This is a genomic window from Janibacter zhangyanbonis, assembly GCF_050507325.1.
Lineage (GTDB): Bacteria > Actinomycetota > Actinomycetes > Actinomycetales > Dermatophilaceae > Janibacter.
The window spans coordinates 2,887,800-2,911,028 of record NZ_CP191481.1; the positions used below are offsets into that span (position 1 = coordinate 2,887,800).

The window sequence follows — 23,229 nt, forward strand, 5'->3', positions numbered from 1 at the left end:
GGCTGATCGCGTGACCGGCCCCTCCTCCTCCCCCGTCCGGCTGCACGTCGTCACCGGCAAGGGCGGCACCGGCAAGACCACGGTCGCCACGGCCATGGCCCTGGCGCTGGCGTCCCGCGGGCAGCGGGTGCTGCTCGCCGAGGTCGAGGGCCGCCAGGGCCTCTCGCAGGTCCTCGACGTCGCCCCGCTGGGCACCGAGGAGCGCACCCTGGTGACCGACCCCTCCGGCGGCGAGGTCGTCGGGCTGTCGGTCGACGCCAAGACCGCCCTGCTCGAGTACCTGCAGAAGTTCTACAAGCTCGGCCGCGCCGGCTCCGTGCTCGAGAAGGTCGGGGCCGTGGACTTCGCGACGACGATCGCCCCCGGCGTGCGCGACGTCCTGCTCATCGGCCGCGTCTACGAGGCGGTCGGACGGGTGACGAAGGGGGCGAAGAAGCGCCCCGTCTTCGACGCCGTCGTCCTCGACGCCCCGCCGACCGGACGGATCGGTCGCTTCCTCAACGTCAACTCCGAGGTCTCGGAGGTGGCGAAGGTCGGACCCGTGCGCAACCAGGCCGACTCGATCACCCGGCTGCTCCAGAGCCCGACGACGGCCGTGCACCTCGTGACGCTCCTCGAGGAGATGCCCGTGCAGGAGACCATCGACGCCATCGACGAGCTGGGCGGGCTCTCCCTTCGCATCGGGTCCGTCATCGCCAACGGCGTGCGCCAGCCGCTCGTCGCCGACGCGGACGCTTCGGCCGTCGCCGACCGGGACCCGGCGGTGCGCGAGGCCCTCGAGGCCGCGCTCGCGGCCGTCGACGTCAGGACCGGGCCGGCGCTGCTCGCCGGGCTGCTCGAGGAGGGCGCCGACCACGTCGACCGGGCCCGGCTGCAGGCGCAGCAGCGCGAGGTGCTGCGCGAGCTCCCCGTGCCGGTGCGGGTCCTGCCGCACCTCGCCGACGGCGTGGAGTCGGGCGCCCTGCGCCTGCTCGCCGACCACCTCGACGAGCAGGGGGCGATCTGATGGCGACCGACGTGGGACTCGACCTCGACGCCGTCATCGGCGACCCCGAGCGACGGATCATCGTCTGCTGCGGCTCCGGCGGCGTGGGCAAGACGACGACGGCGGCCGCCCTCGCGGTGCGGGCGGCCGAGCAGGGCCGGCGGGTCGTCGTGCTGACGATCGACCCCGCCCGGCGGCTCGCCCAGTCGCTCGGGCTCGACGAGCTCGACAACACCCCGCGGCCGGTCGCCGACATCGACACGAGCGCCGGTGGCTCGCTCGACGCGATGATGCTCGACATGAAGCGGACCTTCGACGAGGTCGTCGAGGCCCACGCCACCCCCGACAAGGCCGCGCAGATCCTCGCCAACCCCTTCTACATCGCCGTCTCGAGCTCCTTCGCCGGGACGCAGGAGTACATGGCGATGGAAAAGCTGGGCCAGCTGCGTGCCCAGATGGCCGACGGCTCCCGCGACTGGGACCTCGTGGTCGTCGACACCCCACCCTCGCGCTCGGCGCTCGACTTCCTCGACGCCCCGAAGCGACTCGGCTCCTTCCTCGACGGCCGCTTCATCCGGCTGCTCACCGCTCCGGCGAAGGTCGGCGGCCGCGCCTCGCTCAAGGTCTTCAGCGCGGGCGTCTCCCTCGCGAGCGGCATCATGACGAAGCTGCTCGGCGGGGACTTCCTGCGCGACGTGCAGACCTTCGTCGCCGCGATGGACACGATGTTCGGCGGGTTCCGCCAGCGCGCCGACGAGACCTATGCCCTGCTCTCCCGGCCGGAGACGGCCTTCGTCGTCGTCGCGGCCCCCGAGCGGGACGCGATGCGTGAGGCGGGCTTCTTCATCGAGCGTCTGGCGACCGACCGGATGCCGCTCGCCGGCGTGCTCGTCAACCGGGTGCACACGGCGGCGGCCAAGCAGCTCGGCGCGGGCCGCGCCGAGGATGCCGCCGCGGCCCTCGAGGAGATCGGCGGGCACGACCTCGCCGTCGCCCTGCTGCGGGTGCACGTCGAGGTCGCCGAGACGGCCGCCCGCCACCGGGCGATGATCACCCGCTTCCGCACCTCGCACCCCGGGGTGCCGACCGGCGCCGTGCCCGCGCAGTCGCTCGACATCCACGATCTGGCCGGTCTGCGGGAGATCGGCGCGGCGCTGGGCGGTCGCTGACCGGGGGCGGACCCCCCCTTCGTCCGTCTCGTCACCCGCCGCGCGGGCTCCCGGGGACGTACAGGTAGCCCGGTTACCCTGTCGAGCATGTCTGACTCCGGGATGCCGCACCTCTTCCGACTGCTCGGCGCCTTCGTCGCCGTGGCCGTCGGCATCGGCCTCGTGGGCGCCGGCCTGGTCATCCCGCTCGCAGGGGCGACCGGCGGGGCGGCCCAGGCCACTGCCAACGGCTTCAACTCGCTCGACAGCGAGTTCACGGCCACCTCGCTGGCCCAGCAGTCGAAGATCTACTCGGCGGACAACAAGCTGCTCGCGACGCCCTACGACGCCAACCGCATCGTCGTGCCGCTGAGCAAGATCTCGCCGACGATGCGCAAGGCGCAGATCGCCATCGAGGACAGCCGCTTCTACGAGCACGGCGGCATCGACGTGCGCGGCACCGCCCGCGCCCTCGTGTCCAACGTCAGCTCGGGCGAGACCCAGGGTGGCTCCTCGATCACCCAGCAGTACGTCAAGCTCATGCTCCAGGAGAAGGCGGTTCGCGAGGACGACAAGGAAGCCGCCCAGCGCGCCGTCGAGCAGACCTACAGCCGCAAGCTGCAGGAGCTGAAGTACGCGCTCAACGTCGAGAAGACGCACACCAAGGACCAGATCCTCGGCGGCTACCTCAACCTCGCGCTCTACGGCGACCAGGCCTACGGCGTCGAGGCCGCGGCCAAGCACTTCTTCAGCAAGCACGCCTCCGAGCTCGACCTGGCCGAGTCGGCCACGCTCGCCGGCGTCGTGCAGTCGCCCAGCCGGCTCAACCCCCGGACCAACCCCGAGGAGGTCCAGGAGCGGCGCGACCTCGTCATCAACCGCATGCAGCAGCTCGGCATGGTGACCAAGGCGCAGGCCGACGCGGCGAAGAAGCAGAGCGTCAAGAGCACGCTCAAGATCAAGGAGAACGAGGGCGGCACCTGCTCCAAGGCGGTCGACCCGTACTTCTGCAACTACGTCATCCAGTACCTGCGCCAGATGCCCGAGCTCGGGCCCGACCCGGACGCGCGCATGCAGGCGATCAACACCGGCGGCTTCACCATCAAGACGACGCTGCGCCGCGACTGGCAGAAGAAGATGCGCAGCGAGCTCACCGAGCGCGTGCCCGAAGGCACCGAGCGCTTCGGCGCGGCCGGCGCGATGATCGAGCCGGGCACCGGCAAGGTCCGTGCCATCGCCCAGACCTCGCAGTACAAGATCGGCCTCAAAAAGGCCTCGACCCGCTACTCCGAGCAGGCGTGGACCGTCCCCGCCCAGTACGGCGGCACCAACGGCTTCGCCATCGGCTCGACGGCGAAGATGTATGCCCTCGTCGCGGCCCTCGAGAAGGGCAAGCCGCTCACCTCGACGGTCGACGCCCCCACCGCCGGCGTGAAGACCCCGCACAACTTCCACCCGAGCGACTTCCAGAAGAACTGCACGACGACGGACCCGGTCTGGGCGGTCTCCAACGACTACACGGTCGGCGGTCGCATGACCCTGGCCGAGGCGACGAAGAAGTCGATCAACACCGCCTTCGCCCAGCTCGCCTCCGACGTCGGCTCGTGCAACATCCCCAAGGTCATGTCGAAGATGGGCCTGACCGACGGCTACGGCCTGCCCTACGGCCTGAGCTACGCCGGCGGCCAGAAGGTCAAGGACGACTACGCGATCTCCAACATCGTCCTCGGCTCCGACTCGACCTCCCCGCTGCAGCTCGCCTCGAGCTACGCGACCCTCGCCGCGGATGGCAAGTACTGCCCGCCCAACCCGATCGAGTCGATCACGACGGCCAACGGCACGAAGATGAAGATCAAGCCGCCGGCCTGCAAGCAGGTCATGGAGAAGGGCGTGGCCCGCGGCGTCACGCAGCTGCTCCTCGGCCCTCTCCAGGAGGGCGGCACCGCGGCCGGCAACAGCCTCGCCGACGGCCGTCAGGCAGCCGGCAAGACGGGCACGACCGACAACCACAAGCAGTCGTGGTTCGCCGGCTACACCCCGCAGCTGTCCACGGCCATCTGGGTCGGCTCGCCGATCCGTGAGTACGACATGGACGGCATCACCCTCGGCGGCCGCTTCTACGACCAGGTCTTCGGTGGCACGATCGCCGCGCCGATCTGGAAGGACGTCATGAACGCGGCGTCCGACGACATGAAGAAGCGCTCCTTCACCAAGCCGGGCAAGAAGGTCCTCAACGGCGACCTGCGGAGCATCCCCGACGTCACCGGCATGGGGCCGACGCAGGCGAAGGAGAAGATCGAGAAGGCCGGCTTCAAGGTCAAGGAGGGCAGCGTCGTCGACTCCACGGCCCAGGCCGGCGGCATCGCCTACACGCAGCCGTCCGGTCAGGCCCTCAAGGGCACGACGGTGACGATGTACATCTCCAGCGGTGTCGCGCCGTACACCCCGCCGCCGGCGCCGTCGACGACGGTCGCCCCCGCGCCCACGACCACGCAGGCGCCGCAGCCGTCGAGCTCCTCCTCCGCGCGGCCGAGCTCGACCTCGCGCACGAGCAGCAGCTCGTCGAGCCGCCCGTCGTCGACGTCGTCGCGCACGAGCTCCTCACGGCCGAGCTCCTCACGGCCGAGCTCCTCACGGCCGAGCTCCTCCCGGCCGAGCTCGTCACCGAAGACGACCGGCAACCGCCGGACCGGCAACAACGGCAACGGCAACGGCTGACGCCGCAGCAGCACGAAGGGGGGCGCTCACCTCGCGAGGTGAGCGCCCCCCTTCGTCATGCCGGGGCTGGGGTCAGCCGGCGAGCCGGGCCTTGACCTTGGCAGCCACGGCGCCGCCATCGGCACGGCCGGCGATCTCGGCCTGGGCGACCTTCATGACCTGCCCCATCTGCGCCATCGACGTCGCGCCGACCTGCTCGACCGCACGGTCGACGATCGCGGTGAGCTCGTCGTCGCCCAGCTGGGCCGGCAGGTAGGCCTCGAGCACGACGAGCTCGGCCTCCTCACGCTCGGCCAGCTCGGGGCGGCCGGCGTCGCGGTAGGCGGTCGCCGACTCCTTGCGCTTCTTGGCCTCCTTGGCCACGACCTTGAGCGTCTCGTCGTCGCTGAGCTCGCGCGCCGACTCCCCCGCCACCTCGGCGTTGCTGATGGCGGTGAGCGTCATGCGCAGGGTGGCGACGCGCACCTGCTCACGGGCACGCATGGCGTCGTGCAGGTCGTGCTGGAGGGTGGCCTTGAGGGAGTCGGTCATGACCCGATTGTCTCAGCCGGACCGCACCACGTCGCCCACCTTTTGCGAAGATGACCCCGTGACCTCCTCCCCCGTCGCCCGCCTCGCTGCCGGCACGGCCGCCGCCGGGGCCGCCGCGCTCGCGTGGGGCACCCTCGTCGAGCCGCGCCTCTTCGCCCTGCGCCGCTATGCCGTGCCGGTCCTGCCGGCCGACGCGCTGCCCGTGCGGATCCTGCAGGTGAGCGACCTGCACATGGTCCCGGGGCAGCGGGCCAAGGCCCAGTGGGTGCGCGAGCTCTCCGCCCTCGAACCCGACCTCGTCGTCGACACCGGCGACAACCTCAGCCACCTCGAGGCCGTGCCGACCGTGCTCGACGCGCTCGCGCCGCTGCTCGAGCGCCCCGGCGCCTTTGTCATGGGGTCCAACGACTACCACGCGCCGGTGCCCAAGAACCCCGCCCGGTACCTGACCAAGGACCACGCCAAGGTCGTCGGTCGCCGCGTCGAGCTGCCGACCGAGCAGCTGCGCGCGGGTCTGGCCTCGGGTGGCTGGGTCGATCTCGACAACGCACGCACGAGCCTGTCGGTCGCGGGCAGCCGACTCGACCTCGTCGGCGTCGACGACCCGCACATCCACCGCGACGACTACGCCTCGGTGGCCGCGCCGGCCGACCCGGCGGCGACGACCCTGGGCATCACCCACGCCCCCTACCAGCGCGTCCTCGACGCCATGACCGCCGACGGCGCGCGCGTGGTCATCGCCGGGCACACGCACGGCGGCCAGCTCTGCGTGCCCGGGGTGGGCGCCCTCGTCACCAACTGCGACCTCGACCGCCGACGGGCGAAGGGGGTCTCCCGCTGGTGGCCGGGGGCCGGAGCCGGCGGCCCGGAGCCCGCCGACGCAGCGTGGCTGCACGTCTCCGCCGGGCTGGGCGCCTCGCGCTTCGCTCCGGTGCGCTTCGCCTGCCGCCCCGAGGCCACGCTGCTCACCCTCGTCCCGGCCGGGTCAGTCCGATGAACCTGCGCGAGGCCGCGACCCTGGCCGCCGCCCTCGTCTTCGCCGGCGGCACCTCGTCGTGGGCGCTGGCGAGCGCGAAGCCCGCGGTCGACGTACCGCCCGCCCCGACGCTGACGACGAGCACGCCGTCGTCCACGTCGTCGTCGACCTCGCGCACGAGGACGCGGACGAAGACCTCGACGAGCTCGAGCACGTCGTCGAGCACCTCGAGCACGACGTCGAGCACCTCGACGCCGGAGCCCGAGCCGACGACGACGGACGAGGTGGTCCCCGAGCCGACGAGCACGTCGACACCGGTCCCGACCGACACCTACGTCCCCGAGTCGACCTCGACCTCCACCCCGCCGACCTACGTGCCTCCCCCGGAGCAGCCGACCGAACAGCTCCCCCCGCCACCCGAGGACACCGAGGTCCCGAGCACCCCGACCACGGACACCCCGCCGGCGGACACGATCACCGACACCCTCCCCTTCGACCCGACGTCGGAGACGCTGGGCACTCCATGACCCCGATTGTCGATCCGGGTGGGGACTGGGTTATCCTTCCTTGGCGCCGATCGGAGACGAGAGGCGCAGGCACCACGGGGTGTGGCGCAGCTTGGTAGCGCGCGTCGTTCGGGACGACGAGGCCGCAGGTTCAAATCCTGTCACCCCGACCCGGTGAAACCGGCTCAGGTCCGCAGCACTGCGGACCTGAGCCGGTTTTTTTGTACCTGTGGTGCGGCCCGGCGTCGTTGGTGATCACGAACCGGTCGACGTTGCATACAACTCCTCCAGTTGTATACATTTGCCAAACCCGCCCCGAGGAGGACCCTTTCCATGACCGCACGCCCCTGCTTCCACCTGGCCATCCCCGTCGACGACATCACGAAGGCCCGCGAGTTCTACGGCGGCGTCCTCGGCCTCGAGGAGGGCCGCTCGGACACCCTCTGGGTCGACTGGAACTTCTACGGCCACCAGGTCGTCACCCACCAGACCGCCGACGGCTCCCCCGGCCCGGCCGGCCACAACCCCGTCGACGACCACCAGGTGCCGGTCCCGCACTTCGGCGCGGTGCTCTCCTACGACGACTTCCACGACCTCGCGGGCAAGATGAAGGCCGCTGGCGCGACCTTCGTCATCGAGCCCTACCTGCGCTTCGAGGGTCAGGCCGGCGAGCAGTGGACGATGTTCTTCCTCGACCCGGCTGGCAATGCCATGGAGTTCAAGGCCTTCGCCGACGAGTCGCAGATCTTCGCCAAGTAAGGACCATCGTGACGACCACCCCCTCGACCGAGACGAAGGCCGGGCGCCTGCACGCCGCCCTGCGCGACGAGATCCTCAGCGGGCAGCTCGCCGCCGGGTCCCCGGTCGACGAGGTGGCCATGGCGCAGGCGCACGGCGTCTCCCGCACCCCCGTACGGGAGGCGCTGCGCGCCCTGCGCAGCGAGGGGCTGCTCGTCCCCGGCGCCCGCCGCCAGCTGCACGTCGTCGACGTCTCCCCCGAGCACCGGCAGGAGATCGCGACCGTCCGCGCCGCGCTCGAGACGGCCGCCGCCCGCGTCGCTGCCTCGACCCGCTCGTCGGGCGACGTCGACTCCCTTCGCCTCATGGTGCTGCGGCAGCGGCGCTATGCCCGCGCCGGCGACAGTGGTGCCTTCATGGAGGCCGACGAGGACTTCCACCGGGCGCTCGCCCAGGTCGCCGCGATGCCGACGCTCGACCGCCTCCTCGACCAGCTGGGGGCCTTCGTCCGGCTCGCCCGCCTCGGCGAGCCCACGCCACGCACGCACATGATGGCCCTCACGCGGGAGCACGACCGCCTGCTCGACCTGCTCGAGGAGGGCGACGGCGACGCCCTCGCCGAGACCCTCTCCGGCCACATCCTCAGCACCGCCTCCCGCCGGTGAGGCCCGGCAGCGCCTGACTACGCTGCCACCATGAGCGCCGATCCCTGCCCCTGCGGCTCCGGCTCCCCCTTCGCCTCCTGCTGCGGCCCGCTGCTCGCCAGCGAACGCCAGGCGGAGACCGCCGAGGAGCTCATGCGCAGCCGCTACACGGCCCACGTCTACGGCAATGCCGAGCACCTGTGGCGCACGTGGGACGGCCGCACCCGCCCCGAGCAGGTGCACCTCGACGACACCCGCTGGCTCGGGCTCGACGTCCGCGAGGTCGTCGCCGGCGGCCCCGACGACACGACCGGCATCGTCGACTTCGTCGCCAGGTTCGACGGGGGTGAGCTCGCCGAGCGCAGCGAGTTCACCCGACGAGGTGGCCGGTGGTTCTACACGAAGGAGATCCCGTGACCGAGGTCCGCTACGCCGTCGCCGACGGCATCGCCACGATCACCCTCGACGCCCCCGACCGGCGCAATGCCCTGTCGGTGGAGATGTCGAGGGAGCTCATCGACGCCGCCCGCACCGCCGAGGCCGACCGCGAGGTCGGGGCCGTCGTCGTCACCGGCGGGGCCCACTTCTGCGCCGGCGCCGTGCGCGAGGTGCTCGCCGACGTCGGGCGCGACCCGGTCGAGGACTCCGCCTACCGCAACCTCGAGACGGTCTACGAGGCCTTCACGACCATCGGCACCATCGACCTGCCGACGATCGCCGCCGTGCGCGGCGCCGCTGTCGGCGCCGGGCTCAACCTCGCGCTGGCCACCGACCTGCGCATCGTCTCGTCGACCGCACGCCTGCTCCCCGGCTTCGCCCAGATCGGCATCCACCCCGGCGGCGGGCACCTGTCGCTGCTGCACCGCACGGCCGGGCGCGAGACGGCCGCGGCCATGGGGCTGTTCGGCGAGGAGGTCCGCGGCGCCCGCGCCGTCGAGCTCGGCCTCGCGTGGGCCGTGCACGAGGACGAGGAGGTCGAGCAGGCCGCCCGCGACGTCGCCGCGCGCGTCGCCGCCGACCCCGAGCTCGCCCGACGCCTCGTGCGCAGCTTCCGCCGCGAGACGGCCCCCGGCGGCATCCCCTGGGAGGTCGCCGTCGAGCTCGAGCGCTCCCCGCAGATGTGGTCGCTGCGCCGCAAGCACAACTGACGCTGCGGCCCTGCTGCGCGGGTGCAGGCTCCTGCGCCGTCCGCCGGCGCAGGGTTGGGGGTGGCCCTAAGAAGAAGTCCGGCCGCTTGGAATGACGTCTCACGTGATGCGGGGAGCCGGACTTCTTCATGAGTCGGGCCGACCCCCAACCCTGCGCCCGCTCCTGACGTGCCCCTCCCCCAGCCCTGCGCCCGCGCAGCCACACCCACGACTGGCGGCGCAGCGTCAGGCCTGGCCGATGTCGTGGAGCAGGTCGGTGAACCAGGGGGTGGTGGGGTCGAAGGCGCCGCCGCCGGCGATGCGGTCGTGCTCGATGACCCGCAGCTCGTCGCCGCGCTCGCGGTCCTGGCCGACGACGCCCGAGCGGCCGTCGAGGGCGGCGTCGACCGCGAGGTTCGTGCAGCGCGCGATGAGCTCGAGGTCCTCGGCATTGGGCGCGGCCGAGCGGGCGAAGTAGCCGGACTTCCACACCTTCGACTTGTCGGCACCCAGCCGCTCGGCGAAGGCGGAGGCGAGGTAGTCGCCGGGGTTGATCTCGTCGAGGCGCACGTGGCCGAAGGCGTCGCGCGGCACCTGCTCGCCGCGCTCCTCCATGGCCGCGACGATGTCGTCGACGCCGGCACCCTCGGCGACGAAGAGGTTGACGCAACCCAGCTCGTCCATGACCGCGGCCAGGCGCCTGCCTTCGGCCTCGAGGTCGAGGGGCAGCTCCGGCAGGTAGACACCGTGGACGTCCCAGCGCCGCGGGTCGTTGCCCAGCGCCGGGGCGAAGTCACGCCCGGCGAGGTCGGCCCGGTAGCGCCGGGCGGTCTCGGCGGTCAGCCACCCGCTGTGCCGACCCATGACCTCGTGGACGACGAGCATGCGGGGGTTGGACGAGTGCTCACCGATGACATTGCGCGCGAAGAGCGCGCCCTGCTCGGCGGCCGTCCACGCGCCGAGGCTCTGCCGGATCGGGACGATGTCGTTGTCGATCGTCTTGGGCAGGCCGATGACCCGCAGGTCGCGACCGGTGTCGGCGAGGTGGCGGGCCAGGTCGGCGGCCGTCGTGTTGGTGTCGTCGCCGCCGATCGTGTGCAGCACGTCGACGCCGTCGGCGGCCAGCTGCTCCGCGGCGACACGAAGGGGGTCCTCCCCCGCCTGCACGAGGCCACGCCGCACGCAGTCCTGCGCATTCGTCAGCTTGACCCGGGAGTTGCCGAGCGGTGACCCGCCAAAGGCATGGAGCCGACCGGCTTGGGCGCGGCCCTCGGGCGTGATCTCGACGCTGCGGCCGGTGAGCAGGCCCGCGTAGCCGTCGAGGTAGCCGATGATCCGGGTCCCGGGAGCGAGCTGCGTGTAGCGCTCGATCAGCCCGCCGACGGCCGAGGAGAGGCACGGCGCGATCCCACCGGCGGTGAGGATCGCGACCGTGCCGACGTTCACTTCTTCTCGCCGCAGGGCACCTGGATCGTCTCTGCGGGCCGGACGTAGGGCTTGACCTGGGGCACCGAGGACTCGGGCTTGAGGCCCTTCCACTTGTTGCCGATGACGAGGTCGACCTTGGCGCTCGTGCGGTCGTCCTTCTGCAGCTGGGCGCCGGAGATCTGCTGCGCGAGACGCTTGGCCGCACGCTGCCCCTCGGGGCCGAAGCGGATGACGGCGACCTCCTTCTCCAGGAAGGACATCTGCGGGTCGTTGCCCGTCGAGCGGATCTTGAACTTGCGGTCCTTGAGCTCGCCGGCGACGTCGGAGGCCAGACCCTCCTGCCACGTCGTGTTGTAGACGTTGAGGGTGATCTCGGAGGGCGCGGGCAGCGGCGGGTCGGGCTCCTTGACGAGCTTGTCGTAGCCGTAGCCGAGGACGAGCTGGACGCTGTCGCCGGGGCGGGCGTCGTTCCACGTCTTGGAGCCGGGGATCTGCTTCTGCAGCAGCAGCGCGTTGTCACGCCCGTCGGGGCCGTAGTAGATCGTCGCGGCGCCCTTGACGTAGACCGAGCTGTCGGCATTGCCCACGGAGGCGATCTTGAAGTCACGCAGCGTCAGCTCGCGGGCGACATCACTGCCGAGGCCGTTGGTGTCGTTGCTGTTGAGCAGGGTGATGTCGAAGGAGTCGCGCTCGGGGGCCGGCTTGCTCACCGAGGTGCAGGCCGGCTGCGACTGACCGCCGACGAGACCGGTGCCGTAGGCCGTGGCCACCGTCGCGGTGCCGAGCAGGAGACCGGGAAGCGTGACGAAGAGCAGCAGTCGGCGCCGCCGCTGCCGACGGTAGTGCTGGGCGGCCGAGCCCTCGAGCTCGTCGAATCCCACAACCCGGTACGAGGCCGGCCCCTGATCCTGCGGTTCCACTCCCTGCTGCCTTTCCTTTCTCATCTACAGCTCCCCTGCGGTCCAGTATAGGTGGTGACATCTTTCACTTTGACCCCACCAGTCACACAAGTCACAGCTGCGGATCGTTCTCCGACCGAGACCGAAGGGGAGACCCGCAGCGGCCGTCGTCGGCCGTCACCATGGTTGACGCCCGGGGTGACCGCAGGGTTGCGTGCGGGTCACCAGTCGGCGACGACGTGCGGTGGGTGGGGGTCCGCTGCGGTGCGGCCAGCGCGGTGACCGTCGGCGTCAGCCGGAGATCTGCGCGGCGACGAGCTCGGCGACGCTGAGCATCGCGGAGGCACCGCGCCGGGTGGTGTCGGCACTGACGAACATGTCGACGTGGTGACCGGCCCCCTTCGGCTGCCGGATCCGACCGACGAAGCGCGGGTCGATGCCGACGCTGTCCACCGGGGTCGGCACCTCCCCCGTCTCCTCGTCGAGGTGGACCAGCGACGGGGCCGCGACGCAGGCCGCGCGCACCTTGTCGATCGCCACCGGCCGCGCGCAGCGGGCGTGCAGTGCCATGGAGTGCGCGAGCACGACCGGCACCTGGACGAGGGTCGCGACGACCGGGACCGACTCGGCGAGCCCGAGGATCTTGCGCACCTCGTCACCCACGGACAGCTCGGCGGAGGTGAATCCCCCTTCGCCGGGCTGGCCGACCCAGGGGATGACGTTGAGCGCCAGCGGCGCCGGGAAGGGCGAGCCGACCGGCAGGTCGGAGACCGCGGCCCGCACGTCGCCGGGGTGCTGACCGATCGTCGGCTCGCCGGCGACCGTGTGCAGCTCCTCGCGCAGGCGGGCGACGCCGCGGTCGGACTTCGAGACCGCCGCGATGAGGCCGGTGACGACGAGGTGCTGCAGCTCCCAGCCCTGGTGCAGGACGTGGGCGGCGTCGATCAGACCCCAGGTGACCGGGCCCGGCAGGGCGACGATGCCCTTGGGGCGCTCGGCGACGAGCTGGGTGTTGATGCCCGGCACGACGAGCGGGACCTCGGGGTCGGAGCGGAAGGCCGCGCTCGCGTCGACGACCACGGCCCCGGCCGCAACGGCTCGCGCCGCCCACTCGGGGGTGATCTCGGGCGCGAGGTTGAAGAGAGCGACGTCCACGCCCTCGAAGGAGTCCTCGTGCAGGGACTCGATGGTCTGCTCCTGCCCGCGGATGCTCAGCGTCCGCGTGCTCACGCCCGGCGCGAGGAGACGCATCTCGCCCCAAGGGTCGGCCCGCAGGGCGAGGGCGGAGGCGAGGGCCTCCGCGAAGCGTCCCGTCGCCCCCACCAGGGCCAGCGTGGGCCCGGTGGACGGCGACGGGAGCGGGGTCACCGGCCGGTGCCCCCGTAGACGATCGCTTCGCCGTCCTCGGAGTCGAGGCCGAAGGCGGTGTGCAGCGCCGCGAGCGCGTCGTCGAGCTGGTCGGCGCGGGTGACGACCGAGATGCGGATCTCGGAGGTGGAGATCATCTCGATGTTGATCCCCGCGTCGGCGAGCGCCCGGAAGAAGGTCGCGGAGACACCGGGGTTGGTCCGCATGCCGGCACCGACGAGCGAGAGCTTGCCGATCTGGTCGTCGTACTGGATCGAGGAGAAGCCGACCTCGTCCTTCGTCCCCATGAGCGCCTGGACGGCGCTCTGGCCGTCGGTCATCGGCAGCGTGAAGGAGATGTCGGTGCGGCCGGTGTCGGCCTCCGAGACGTTCTGCACGATCATGTCGATGTTGACCTGGGCCTCGGCGACCGTGGTGAAGATCTGGCCCGCGCGACCCGGCTCGTCGGGCACGCCGACGACGGTGATCTTGGCCTCGCTGCGGTCGTGGGCAACACCCGCGATGATCGGTTCTTCCATGTCCTCGGCTCCTTCGGCGTCGGGGGGCAGGACCCACGTGCCCTCCTTCGAGGAGAAGGACGAACGCACGTGGATGGGCATGTTGGAGCGGCGCGCGTACTCGACGCACCGCAGGTGCAGCACCTTGGCACCGCTGGCAGCCATCTCGAGCATCTCGTCGTGCGAGATGCGGTCGATCTTGTGGGCCTTGGGCACGATGCGCGGGTCGGCGGTGAAGATGCCGTCGACATCGGTGTAGATCTCGCACACGTCGGCCTCGAGCGCGGCGGCCAGGGCGACCGCCGTCGTGTCGGAGCCGCCGCGACCGAGGGTGGTGATCTCCTTGGTCCCCTGGCTGACGCCCTGGAACCCGGCGACGATGACGATGTGCTTGTCGCCGAGGGCCTCGGTGATGCGGCCGGGGGTGACGTCGATGATCTTCGCCTTGCCGTGGGAGGTGTCGGTGATGACACCCGCCTGGCTGCCGGTGAAGGAGCGCACGCTGTGCCCGAGGTCGGCGATCGCCATGGCGACCAGCGCCATCGAGATGCGCTCACCGGCGGTCAGCAGCATGTCCATCTCGCGCGGCGGCGGGACGGGGCTGACCTCCTCGGCAAGATCGAGCAGCTCGTCGGTCGTGTCACCCATGGCGGAGACGACGACGCACACGTCGTTGCCCGCCTTCTTCGTCTCGACGATGCGGTGGGCGACGCGCTTGATGCTCTCGGCATCAGCGAGCGACGAACCGCCGTACTTCTGGACAACCAGGCTCAAGAGAACTCCGTGGGGATCTCGCGGGTCCGGCCCGGGGGCGGACCGGCACGACCCCCCGAGGATAACGACCCCGACGCCCTCACCCGAGTCGAGTCCACGCCGCAGACCGGTGCGCACACTAGGTTGTGGCCATGACCACACAGGGGATCGTCGTCGAGCACGCCCGACGTGCCTTCGGCCCGGTCCTCGCCGTCGACGACATCTCGCTCGTCGCCCGCCCCGGTGAGGTGACGGCGCTCATCGGGCCCAACGGCTCCGGCAAGACGACGCTCATGCTCATGCTCGCGAGCCTGCTCGTGCCCGACCACGGCTCGATCCGGGTCGACGGCTTCGACCCGGTGACGCAGCCCACCGAGGTGCGCCGGGCGCTGGGCTGGATGCCCGACGGCTTCGGCACGTGGGACACGCTGCGGGTCCGCGAAGTGCTCGAGATCGTCGCCTCGGCCTACCGCATCCCCGCCGGCACCGCCCGGGAGCGCATCGCCTCGCTCCTGCGGCTGGTCCACCTCGACGACCTCGCCGAACGGCCGGCCCGGGTGCTCAGCCGCGGGCAGAAGCAGCGTCTGGGCCTGGCCCGGGCCCTCATCCACGACCCGAGCGTGCTCGTGCTCGACGAGCCCGCCTCCGGGCTCGACCCCCGCTCCCGCATCGAGCTGCGCGACATCATGCGTGACCTGGCCGGGCAGGGGCGCACGGTCCTCGTGAGCAGCCACATCCTCACCGAGCTGCAGGAGATCGCCGACAACGCCGTCATCGTCGCCGGCGGCCGCAGCATCCAGAGCCAGGGCATCGCGGCGCCCGCAGGCGTGCTGACCTATCGCATCACGGCGGGCAGCCTCGAGGTCCTCGAGCGGGCGCTGCTCGACCTCGGCCACCGGCCCACCCGGGCCAACCGCGCGCTCGAGGTGACCCTGGCCGACGAGATCGCCGCGACCGACCTGCTGCGCGCCCTCGTCACGGCCAACGTGCCGGTCACGGCCTTCGCCCCGGCCCAGGGATCCCTCGAAGCCGCCTACCTCGCTGTGACGGAGGACCGCCAGTGACCATCTCGGGAGTCCTCACCGTCGCTCGGCTCGAGCTCATGCAGCGATTCCGCGGCGCCCGGTGGTACATCGCCTTCGTCCTGTGGTTCGCCGGCATCGCGGGCATCGCCATGCTCACCTGGCTCGCGCTCGCCGACTCCGAGACGGCCGTCGGGTCGATCACCTTCGACGTCGTCCTCTTCTTCGTGCTCGGGCTCAGCCTGCTGATCATGCCGGCGCTGACCGCCACGTCGGTCAACGGCGACCGTGATGCCGGCGTGCTCGCGACCCTGCAGACCACCCTGCTGACGGCCACGGACATCATCCTCGGCAAGCTGCTCGCCTCGCTCGTGATGGCGGCGACCTTCCTCGCCCTCGCGGCACCCTTCCTCGTCCTCGCACTCTTCCAGGGCGGCGTCGGCCTGCTCGGCGCGGCCCGGGTGCTCCTCGTCCTCGGCATCATCCTGCTGACGGTCTGCGCCCTCGGCCTGATGTACTCCACCCTCGTCGCCCGACCCGTCGGCTCGGCGGTGCTCACCTATCTCACCGTCGCCGGGCTGAGCTTCCTCACGCTCATCCTCTTCGCGATGTCCACCCCCTTCGTCAGCGACCAGGAGCCGGCGCGGATCCACGGGCAGCGCTACGACGTCTCGGCCCCGACCGGCCCGCCCCGGTGCGAGGACTACACCGAGCTGCGCCACGTGGTCCACACCGAGCGCACGTGGTGGCTGCTCGGGGTCAACCCCTTCGTCATCGTCGCCGACGCGGCGCCGCACGACCTGGGCGACGACTCGGCGAGCGGCTTCACCCCGCTGCGCTGGATCTCCTACGGCACCCGCCTGGCCAAGGCCGGACCGCCCGAGGTGCGCGACGAGTGCTACCTCGACGGCGACTCGACGACGGACGGCGAGGCCCGGGTTGCCGACGAGTTCCCGGCGTGGCCAGTGGGTCTGGCGATCTACGTGCTCGCCGCGGCGGGCGCGACGGCCATCGCGATCCGGCGGGTGCGCACCCCGATCCGGCGCCTGCCGAGCGGGACGCGCGTGGCCTGAGCGCCGTGCCTGAACGCCGTGCCTCGGCGACGGGGCCACGGCGGCACCCCGCGCGGTCAGGAGTGCAGGGCGTCGAACTCCGCCTCGCCGACCACGTCGGCGTCGGCGTCCAGGCGCAGGTGCGCGAGCAGGGTCTGCAGGACTCGCACCGCCATGGCCGCGCGGTCGCCCCAGTCGGCGAGATAGCTGTACTGCCACCACCACAGGGCCTCGACCGGACGACCCGCGTCGTGGTGGGCCAACCCGTGGGCGAGCGCAGCGGCCACGACGGCGAGGTCGTTGCTCAGGGACCCGCCCGCCGTCTCGGTCGAGGTGACCGGGTCGACGACGTCGGCGTACTCGTCGACCCCGTCGAGCAGCTGGGCCAGACCGGCGCGCAGCGGGTCCATCTCGGTGTCGGGCCCGGGGTCACGCTCGAAGCGCTCCTCGAGGACGACGTCGGCGATCGCCCCCAGGCGGGCGCCGACGAGCTGGACCTGGCTCGTCGTGAGCAACAGCAGCGGGATGGCGCTCTCGGGTGCGGCACCGGAGGCGATGTCGGCGAGCGTCCCGAGCCAAGCTCGCGCCTCGGCGGCGCACTCGTCGGCCAGGAGCGTGGTGTCGTCAGGCATTGAGCAGCTTCCTCCCCTCGAAGGCACGCCCCAGCGTGACCTCGTCGGCGTACTCGAGATCGCCGCCGACCGGCAGGCCGGAGGCGAGGCGGGTGACCCGGATGTCGAAGGGGGTGAGCAGGCGCGCCGTGTAGGAGGCCGTGGCCTCGCCCTCGAGGTTGGGGTCGGTGGCGATGATGACCTCGCGCACGGTCCCGTCGGACAGACGGGACATGAGCTCGGTGAAGCGCAGGTCGTCGGGGCCGACGCCGTCCATCGGGCTGATCGCCCCGCCGAGGACGTGGTAGCGACCACGGAACTCGCGGGTCCGCTCGATCGCGACGACGTCCTTGGGCTCCTCGACGACGCAGATAGCGCTGGCGTCGCGGCGCGGGTCGGCGCAGATCCGGCACTGAGTGCCCTCGGCGACGTTGCCGCAGGTCTCGCAGAAGGCGACCTTGTCCTTGACCTCGCTGAGGGTCTGGACGAGTCGCTGCACGTCCTGCGGGTCGGCCTGCAGCAGGTGGAAGGCGATGCGCTGGGCACTCTTGGGGCCGACCCCGGGGAGTCGCCCGAGCTCGTCGATCAGGTCCTGGACCACGCCTTCGTACACCCCTCGACCCTACGCCCCGCGAGGGACAGCGCGGGACACCGAGGGCGGTGCGCCGCGGTCTACTCCTCGCGGATGACGGTGCCGCCGAGGATGCGCTCGATGACCGCAGGGCCGGCCGTGCCCGCCTCGACGATGTCCTCGTCGTCGTCGCTCACGGACGAGTCGTCGGGCTCACGCGGCTCCGGCTCCGGCTCGACGGGGTCGGGAGCGGGCGCCGTGGCCCACGCCGGTGCGGCCGAGGCCGTCGCCTGGCTGCCCCAGTCGGCGCCGGCAGGGCCACCGGTGGGCGCGGCCACGCCGATGTCGGCCGCCGGTGCCGCCGGCCCGGGTGCCGAGTCAGCGGCGGGCGGGGGTGCACCACCCGCGGAGGCGCCGGAGGACGCCGGCATCGTCGCCTGCGCTCCGCCGCCGCGCTGCGGCGCGCTGCCGGAGTCGTGGGGCACGCCCTCGACGCGGGCGTCGACGCCGATCGTGTCGATGAGCGCCTGCCGCACGACCTCGGCGTGCGAGCCGTTGCGGAAGGCATTGGCCAGGCCGACCGTCGCGATGCCCAGCACGAGTCGCTGCCCGTCATAGGTGAGCACCTGGGCGTGCTCGGACAGGAAGGTCCACGTCGCCCGCCGCATCTGGTAGATCCGCCCGAGGACGTCGGGCCAGCTGCGCCGCAGCGCCTCGACGTCGATCCCCCCGGAGGACGAAGGGGGCGCCGCTGCGCCTCCCGCAGCCCCAGCCGCGGGCGACGCCTCGGGTGCCGACGGCTGCGGCGCCGTCGGCTCTGGCGCCGTGGGCTGCGCGGCCGGCTCGGGCTGCACTGCCGACGGCTGCGGTGCGGACGGCTCGGACGGCGCTGCCGGGGTCTGCGGCTCCGCCTGCCCACCGGGGGTGGACGCGGACTGCGCCGGCGCGGACGGGTCGGGCTGGGGCGAACGAGCCGCAACGGGCTCGGAAGTCGGCCCCTGGGTCGGGCCCTCGTGGGCAGGCACGGGCACCGCGGGCGCGGACGGGACCGACGCAGCGGGCGCAGGCGGGACCGACGCAGCAGGTGCAGCCACCGCAGCAGCAGGCGCTGCAGGCGACGGCGCGGAGAGAGCACCCGCGCTCGTGTGCCCACCCGACGCATCCACCGCGGGACCGCCACCGGTCGGCACTCCCCCGACCTCGAGACGCCGCTCGATGCGGTCCAGGCGAGCGCCGTAGCCCGACTCGCCGGCCGCGGCGGGCAGCAGCACGCGCGCGGCGATGATCTCGAGCTGCACGCGGGGCGAGGTGGCCCCCGTCATCTCGGTGAGGCCGGCGTTGATGATGTCGGCGGCACGCGACAGGGACGCGGGACCGAAGACCGACGCCTGCTGGCGCATCCGGTCGATCTGGTCACCCGGCAGACCACGCAGGATCGCCGCCGCCCCGTCGGGCGCCGCGGACACGACGATGAGGTCGCGGAACCGCTCGAGCAGGTCCTCGACGAAGCGCCGCGGGTCGAGGCCCGTCTCGATGACCGAGTCGATGACCTTGAAGACGCCACCGGCGTCCCCCGCGCCGAAGGCGGTCACGGCACTGTCGAGCAGCTCGCCGTCGGTGAAGCCGAGCAGCGCGGCGGCCCGCTCGTAGGTCAGCCCCCGGTCGTCGCTGCCGGCGATGAGCTGGTCGAGCACGGAGAGCGAGTCACGCACCGATCCACCACCGGCGCGGACGACGAAGGAGAGGACCCCCGGCTCGACCTGCACGCCCTCGGCATCGCAGAGCTGCTGCATGTAGTCCTGCAGACGGGCCGGCGGAACGAGCCGGAAGGGGTAGTGGTGGGTGCGCGAGCGGATCGTGCCGATGACCTTTTCGGGCTCGGTCGTCGCGAAGACGAACTTCACGTGCTCCGGCGGCTCCTCGACGATCTTGAGCAGGGCGTTGAAGCCCTGCGGCGTCACCATGTGCGCCTCGTCGATGATGTAGATCTTGAAGCGGCTCTGCGCCGGCCCGAAGGAGGCCCGCTCCCGCAGGTCGCGGGCGTCGTCGACACCACCGTGGCTCGCGGCGTCGATCTCGATGACGTCGACCGTGCCGGGACCACCGCGGGCCAGCGCCACGCACGAGTCGCACTCGCCGCACGGGGTAGGCGTCGGCCCCTGCTCGCAGTTGAGGCACCGCGCGAGGATGCGCGCGCTCGTCGTCTTGCCGCAGCCGCGCGGCCCGGAGAAGAGGTAGGCGTGGTTGACCCGGCCGGAGCGCAGCGCCTGCATGAGCGGCTCGGTCACGTGCTCCTGCCCGATGACGTCGGCGAAGCTCTCGGGGCGGTAGCGGCGGTACAGGGCGGTGCTCACGGGCACGAGCCTACGTGCGGACGACGACAGCGGCCTCCCCCGTGGGGAGGCCGCTGTGGATCGGCCCGTCGACGCCGGCCGACGACGTGGTGACGACGCGTCAGGGACGAAGGGAGGCGGTCGCCTCCGCGAGCCGCGTCAGCTGCTTGAGGACATTGCCCAGCTCCTTGGCCCGGCGCTCGGCGGGGGCGAAGACGTCGCCGTCCTCCCCCTTCGTCACCTCGAGCATGGTCGAGAAGGAGACCTGGCCGCGCACGACGTGCATCTGCGGGTTGGCGAGGATCGTGCGCCAGTGCTCGACGGCCCGCACGCCGCCGTCGGCGCCGTAGGAGACCAGGGCCGCGGCCTTGTGGACCCACTCGGGGTAGAGCACGTCGAAGGCATTCTTCAGCGCCGCGGGGACGCCGTGGTTGTACTCGGGCGTGACGAAGACGTAGGCGTCGAACTCGTCGATCTTCGCGCCCCACCGGCGGGTCTTGGGGTTGTCGTACTGCCGCTTGGCGGCCCCGGGGACGGTCGGCTCGTTGAGCAGGTCGAGGTCGTAGTCCGCGAGGTCGACCAGCTCGTACTCGGCGTCGTCACGGTCGGCGACCTGGGCGACGACCCAGTCGGCGACCTGGGCGCCGAAGCGTCCGGGGCGGGTGCTGCCGAGGATGATGGCGATCTTCACGAGGGTCCTCTCGGTCGGGGCGTGGCGAGGGCCCGCCATCCGTGGTGGATGGCGGGCCCAGCCGGTGGTCAGCTGCGGCGACGGTCGTCGCGCACTTCGTCGACCTTATCGCGCACCTTGTCGAAGAAGCCCTTGCTCTGCTCGGGCTGGGGCCGCTCCTCCGGTGCGAGACGGTCGCGGGCGGGGTCCTCGTCGAGCGGCGGCGCCGCCGGCGGGGGCACGTCGCCCCGACCCGCGTCGGCCGGCGGCACGTCGGCGCCCGGGCGGGCGTCGGCCGGCGGCACAGCGGTGGACGAAGGGGGGTTCCCCTGCGCCGTCGGGTCGGCACCCGGGGCAGGCGGCGCCTGACGGGGCGTCTCCGCACCGAAGCCGTCCTGACGGGGCGCCTCCGCACCCAGACCGTCCTGACGCAGACCGTCCTGACGCGGAGCGTCGGAACCGAAGCCGTCCTGACGCGGTGCGTCCGCGCCGACCCGGTCGACGGGCTCTGCTGTCGCGCCGGTGGGCGCGACACCACCCTGGGCGGGAACGGTGTCCGGGCGGCTCGGGTCCGAGGACTCCCAGCCGCGGGCCGGGTCGTCGATGTCCGAGCCGGCGGGCTCGCCGCCGAGGCGGGTGTCGTCGGCGACGGGCTCGGCGCCCGCGTGACGGCCGACCGGCTCGTCGACCGGCTGGGTACCGGCCGGCGGGAGCGGCTCGTCCACACCGGCGTGGCGGCCGGCTGCGCCGGGCTCACCGACGGCGCCTGCCGCACCCGGCTGCTGGGCGCCTGCTGCACCCGGCTGGTCGAGGCGGCCGGGCTGGGCCGGCTCGGCGACCGGCGTCGCGCCAGCGGTGGCAGCGTCGTCGGGAGTCCGGCCCGTGGCGCCCGCAGTGCCGGCCGTGTACGAGTCCTCCGCGTAGGGGTCCTCGGACTCGATGACGCCGTCGCGGTAGCCGTCACGGTTGTCGTCGACGAATCCGTCCTGGCCGCCGACCGGCTGGTCCACACCGCGCTCGTCGGCAACCCGCTGGTCGGTCACACGCTGGTCCGCGCCCTGGTCGGCGACACGCGGGTCGGCGCCACGGTCGTCGTGGGTCGCCGCCGCACCAGCGGCGAGGCCACCGGCTCCGACTGCGGCACCACCGGCGGCGGCCCCGGCACCGGGACCACGACGGTCGTCGTCCACGCGACGGCCCTCCTCGTCGGTGGGGACGTCGGGGTCCTTGGCGTCGGCCTCGCGCACCTTCTCGTCGTAGGCCTGCTGGTCGCGCTGGGCAGCCTCGGCCCGCGTCGCGGCGTGCTGCTGCTTCTGCTCGGCCTCGATGCGCTGCTTCTCCGCCTCGGCCGCCTGACGCTCCGCCTCGGCGGACTGCCGGTCGGCCTCGGCCTGCGCTGCTCGGGCATCTGCGTCGCTGGCCCGGGCGGCGGCCTGGCTCTCGCGGTGGCGCTGCTCGCGCTCCGCAGCCTCCTGGCGCAGCTGCTCGGCCTCGGCACGCTCCCGCTCGAGGCGCTTGGCCTTCGAACCCCGGGTGAGGGCGATGACCAGCCCGATGACGAGGAGCACGAGCAGGATCCCGATGATGATCCAGATCCAGTTGTTGTCCATGGTCTGCCTCCTGACGTGAGGGTCGATCGCCGCGGCGATCGCTTGGTCACCAACCTAGGGGGATCTGGGCGGACCGCCAGTCGAAAGCGATCGCACATCTGCGATCCACCGCGCCATGTCAGCGTCGTGAGGGCACAAAAAAGGACACCCCGCGTACCTGGAAGAGCTCTCCTACCCTTGCTGCATTCCTGCCCTGGGGGAGTTCGGAGAGGTACCACCACACGGGGTGCCGATCGCCGAGTCTACGTGGCCCGGGCCCCGGACCAAAGTCGGGGGTTTCACCCGTGGCAACGCAGAAGCCCCGGTCGTGGCGACCGGGGCTTCGCTCTGGCGGAGGATAGGGGATTCGAACCCCTGAGAGCTTTCACTCAACGCGCTTTCCAAGCGCGCGCACTAGGCCACTATGCGAATCCTCCGCGGGAGAGATTACCTGAGCAGTCGGCTACCTCGAAATCGGGCGGATTTCACCCCTTCGTCACCCGTCAGCGACGATGGGTGCCATGTCGTTGCCCTCTCCCCGCCGCCTCTTCACGACCGTCGCGACCGCCGAGGCGGTGACGTGGACCCTGCTGCTCATCGGCATGTTCCTCAAGTACGTCACCAAGACGACCGAGCTCGGCGTGCGGATCGGGGGCATGCTCCACGGCATCGTCTTCATCGCCTACGTCATCGTCACGATCGTGGTGTGGATCGACCAGCGCTGGGGCGCCAAGCGCGGCGTCATCGCGCTCGCCTGCGCGATCCCGCCCTTGGTGACGCTGTGGGCGGAGCGCTGGCTCCTGCGTGACGGTCAGCTCGGCGATGCGTGGCGACTGCGGACGAAGGGGGCCGCCACCACCCCCGTCGAGGGTGTCGTCTCCGGCGCGCTGCGCCGACCGGGTCTCGCCGCGCTCGCCCTCGTCGTGGCCGTCGCGGTCCTCACCGCGGTCGCGCTGGCGGTCGGCCCGCCGGTCGGCTGACGACCGCGCGTCGTCCTGCAGTTGGGGGTCGCGCCCCCGGCAGATCGTTGATTTCTCGTCAGTCCGGAGACGAACTGCCGCGC

22 protein-coding genes, 2 tRNA genes and 1 other RNA gene are annotated in these 23,229 nt (G+C 72.2%); 12 read left to right on the top strand and 13 right to left on the bottom strand.

What is annotated here, in order from left to right; translation table 11 throughout:
- Positions 1-10: 10 nt before the first annotated feature.
- The 3 genes from ACQBJO_RS14200 (at position 11) to ACQBJO_RS14210 (ending at position 4,851) form a co-directional block, all read left to right on the top strand.
- Entirely contained in the window at positions 11-1,006 is a 996-nt protein-coding gene (locus ACQBJO_RS14200; protein WP_421009128.1) for an ArsA-related P-loop ATPase, read from the top strand.
- A complete protein-coding gene (locus ACQBJO_RS14205) occupies positions 1,006-2,154 on the top strand; it encodes an ArsA family ATPase (protein WP_421009129.1) in 1,149 nt (382 codons plus the stop codon). The genes ACQBJO_RS14200 and ACQBJO_RS14205 overlap by 1 nt, the downstream gene beginning before the upstream one ends.
- Positions 2,155-2,241: 87 nt before the next feature.
- Complete coding sequence (locus tag ACQBJO_RS14210) at positions 2,242-4,851, top strand: transglycosylase domain-containing protein (protein WP_421009130.1); 2,610 nt, start codon at positions 2,242-2,244, stop codon at positions 4,849-4,851.
- Between the two features lie 72 nt (positions 4,852-4,923).
- Here ACQBJO_RS14210 and ACQBJO_RS14215 read toward each other — a convergent pair whose 3' ends face one another.
- Positions 4,924-5,382 (bottom strand): GatB/YqeY domain-containing protein, encoded by a 459-nt coding sequence (locus ACQBJO_RS14215; protein ID WP_255184394.1) that lies wholly within the window; start codon positions 5,380-5,382, stop codon positions 4,924-4,926.
- 58 nt (positions 5,383-5,440) lie between these two features.
- Between ACQBJO_RS14215 and ACQBJO_RS14220 the strand changes: the two genes are divergently transcribed.
- On the top strand, positions 5,441-6,379 hold the full coding sequence (locus ACQBJO_RS14220; RefSeq protein WP_421009131.1) for a metallophosphoesterase: 939 nt from the start codon (positions 5,441-5,443) through the stop codon (positions 6,377-6,379).
- Here the strand turns inward: ACQBJO_RS14220 and ACQBJO_RS14225 are convergent.
- Complete coding sequence (locus ACQBJO_RS14225; protein WP_421009132.1) at positions 6,348-6,689, bottom strand: hypothetical protein; 342 nt, start codon at positions 6,687-6,689, stop codon at positions 6,348-6,350. The genes ACQBJO_RS14220 and ACQBJO_RS14225 overlap by 32 nt on opposite strands.
- 271 nt (positions 6,690-6,960) lie before the next feature.
- On the opposite strand from ACQBJO_RS14225, the gene ACQBJO_RS14230 reads away from it, so the two are divergent.
- The 5 genes from ACQBJO_RS14230 (at position 6,961) to ACQBJO_RS14250 (ending at position 9,394) form a co-directional block, all read left to right on the top strand.
- Positions 6,961-7,034, top strand: a tRNA-Pro gene (locus ACQBJO_RS14230).
- Positions 7,035-7,197: 163 nt separating this feature from the next.
- Positions 7,198-7,623 (top strand): VOC family protein, encoded by a 426-nt coding sequence (locus ACQBJO_RS14235; protein ID WP_255184397.1) that lies wholly within the window; start codon positions 7,198-7,200, stop codon positions 7,621-7,623.
- An 8-nt stretch (positions 7,624-7,631) separates the two neighbouring features.
- Positions 7,632-8,267: a GntR family transcriptional regulator gene (locus ACQBJO_RS14240; protein WP_421009133.1), complete on the top strand. Its 636-nt coding sequence runs from the start codon at positions 7,632-7,634 to the stop codon at positions 8,265-8,267.
- Between the two features lie 30 nt (positions 8,268-8,297).
- Positions 8,298-8,663: a YchJ family protein gene (locus tag ACQBJO_RS14245; protein ID WP_421009134.1), complete on the top strand. Its 366-nt coding sequence runs from the start codon at positions 8,298-8,300 to the stop codon at positions 8,661-8,663.
- The gene (locus tag ACQBJO_RS14250; RefSeq protein WP_421009135.1) at positions 8,660-9,394 is read left to right on the top strand and encodes an enoyl-CoA hydratase-related protein; all 735 of its coding nucleotides are present in this window, start codon (positions 8,660-8,662) and stop codon (positions 9,392-9,394) included. The genes ACQBJO_RS14245 and ACQBJO_RS14250 overlap by 4 nt, the downstream gene beginning before the upstream one ends.
- Positions 9,395-9,619: 225 nt before the next feature.
- Here the strand turns inward: ACQBJO_RS14250 and ACQBJO_RS14255 are convergent, their stop codons facing one another.
- From ACQBJO_RS14255 to ACQBJO_RS14270, 4 genes are all read right to left on the bottom strand, one after another.
- Positions 9,620-10,819, bottom strand: coding sequence for a pyrophosphate--fructose-6-phosphate 1-phosphotransferase (locus ACQBJO_RS14255; RefSeq protein WP_421009136.1), 1,200 nt, complete (start codon positions 10,817-10,819; stop codon positions 9,620-9,622).
- Positions 10,816-11,682 (bottom strand): LytR C-terminal domain-containing protein, encoded by an 867-nt coding sequence (locus ACQBJO_RS14260; RefSeq protein ID WP_421009137.1) that lies wholly within the window; start codon positions 11,680-11,682, stop codon positions 10,816-10,818. The genes ACQBJO_RS14255 and ACQBJO_RS14260 overlap by 4 nt, the downstream gene beginning before the upstream one ends.
- A 309-nt stretch (positions 11,683-11,991) precedes the next feature.
- A complete protein-coding gene (locus ACQBJO_RS14265; protein WP_421009138.1) occupies positions 11,992-13,023 on the bottom strand; it encodes an aspartate-semialdehyde dehydrogenase in 1,032 nt (343 codons plus the stop codon).
- 41 nt (positions 13,024-13,064) lie between these two features.
- Positions 13,065-14,339, bottom strand: a complete 1,275-nt coding sequence (locus tag ACQBJO_RS14270) for an aspartate kinase (RefSeq protein WP_255184404.1) — start codon at positions 14,337-14,339, stop codon at positions 13,065-13,067.
- 131 nt (positions 14,340-14,470) lie between these two features.
- On the opposite strand from ACQBJO_RS14270, the gene ACQBJO_RS14275 reads away from it, so the two are divergent.
- Together ACQBJO_RS14275 and ACQBJO_RS14280 are read left to right on the top strand one after the other, a co-directional pair.
- Positions 14,471-15,382 (top strand): ABC transporter ATP-binding protein, encoded by a 912-nt coding sequence (locus ACQBJO_RS14275; protein WP_421009139.1) that lies wholly within the window; start codon positions 14,471-14,473, stop codon positions 15,380-15,382.
- Positions 15,379-16,413, top strand: a complete 1,035-nt coding sequence (locus ACQBJO_RS14280; RefSeq protein ID WP_421009140.1) for an ABC transporter permease — start codon at positions 15,379-15,381, stop codon at positions 16,411-16,413. Before ACQBJO_RS14275 ends, ACQBJO_RS14280 begins: the two co-directional genes overlap by 4 nt.
- A 56-nt stretch (positions 16,414-16,469) precedes the next feature.
- On the opposite strand, the gene ACQBJO_RS14285 is transcribed toward ACQBJO_RS14280, so the two are convergent.
- From ACQBJO_RS14285 to ACQBJO_RS14315, 7 genes are all read right to left on the bottom strand, one after another.
- Positions 16,470-17,024, bottom strand: coding sequence for a DUF5063 domain-containing protein (locus tag ACQBJO_RS14285; RefSeq protein WP_255184407.1), 555 nt, complete (start codon positions 17,022-17,024; stop codon positions 16,470-16,472).
- The gene (recR, locus tag ACQBJO_RS14290) at positions 17,017-17,616 is read right to left on the bottom strand and encodes a recombination mediator RecR (RefSeq protein WP_255184408.1); all 600 of its coding nucleotides are present in this window, start codon (positions 17,614-17,616) and stop codon (positions 17,017-17,019) included. Before recR ends, ACQBJO_RS14285 begins: the two co-directional genes overlap by 8 nt.
- A 59-nt stretch (positions 17,617-17,675) precedes the next feature.
- On the bottom strand, positions 17,676-19,928 hold the full coding sequence (locus ACQBJO_RS14295; protein ID WP_421009141.1) for a DNA polymerase III subunit gamma and tau: 2,253 nt from the start codon (positions 19,926-19,928) through the stop codon (positions 17,676-17,678).
- A 100-nt stretch (positions 19,929-20,028) separates the two neighbouring features.
- A complete protein-coding gene (locus ACQBJO_RS14300; protein WP_255184410.1) occupies positions 20,029-20,598 on the bottom strand; it encodes an NADPH-dependent FMN reductase in 570 nt (189 codons plus the stop codon).
- Between the two features lie 68 nt (positions 20,599-20,666).
- A complete protein-coding gene (locus tag ACQBJO_RS14305; RefSeq protein WP_421009142.1) occupies positions 20,667-22,187 on the bottom strand; it encodes a hypothetical protein in 1,521 nt (506 codons plus the stop codon).
- Between the two features lie 137 nt (positions 22,188-22,324).
- An RNA gene (gene ffs, locus ACQBJO_RS14310) (signal recognition particle sRNA small type) lies at positions 22,325-22,421 on the bottom strand.
- A gap of 94 nt (positions 22,422-22,515) precedes the next feature.
- A tRNA-Ser gene (locus ACQBJO_RS14315) sits at positions 22,516-22,603 on the bottom strand.
- 84 nt (positions 22,604-22,687) lie between these two features.
- Between ACQBJO_RS14315 and ACQBJO_RS14320 the strand changes: the two genes are divergently transcribed.
- A complete protein-coding gene (locus ACQBJO_RS14320) occupies positions 22,688-23,146 on the top strand; it encodes a DUF3817 domain-containing protein (protein ID WP_255184412.1) in 459 nt (152 codons plus the stop codon).
- Positions 23,147-23,229 lie beyond the last annotated feature (83 nt).

Excerpts from the sequence above, each read along its gene's own strand:
- ACQBJO_RS14205 (WP_421009129.1), top strand. The coding sequence starts at position 1,006 with ATGGCGACCGACGTGGGACTCGACCTCGACGCCGTCATCGGCGACCCC.
- ACQBJO_RS14210 (WP_421009130.1), top strand. The coding sequence starts at position 2,242 with ATGTCTGACTCCGGGATGCCGCACCTCTTCCGACTGCTCGGCGCCTTC.
- ACQBJO_RS14215 (WP_255184394.1), bottom strand. The coding sequence starts at position 5,382 with ATGACCGACTCCCTCAAGGCCACCCTCCAGCACGACCTGCACGACGCC.
- ACQBJO_RS14235 (WP_255184397.1), top strand. The coding sequence starts at position 7,198 with ATGACCGCACGCCCCTGCTTCCACCTGGCCATCCCCGTCGACGACATC.
- ACQBJO_RS14245 (WP_421009134.1), top strand. The coding sequence starts at position 8,298 with ATGAGCGCCGATCCCTGCCCCTGCGGCTCCGGCTCCCCCTTCGCCTCC.
- ACQBJO_RS14275 (WP_421009139.1), top strand. The coding sequence starts at position 14,471 with ATGACCACACAGGGGATCGTCGTCGAGCACGCCCGACGTGCCTTCGGC.
- ACQBJO_RS14285 (WP_255184407.1), bottom strand. The coding sequence starts at position 17,024 with ATGCCTGACGACACCACGCTCCTGGCCGACGAGTGCGCCGCCGAGGCG.
- ACQBJO_RS14305 (WP_421009142.1), bottom strand. The coding sequence starts at position 22,187 with ATGGACAACAACTGGATCTGGATCATCATCGGGATCCTGCTCGTGCTC.
- ACQBJO_RS14320 (WP_255184412.1), top strand. The coding sequence starts at position 22,688 with ATGTCGTTGCCCTCTCCCCGCCGCCTCTTCACGACCGTCGCGACCGCC.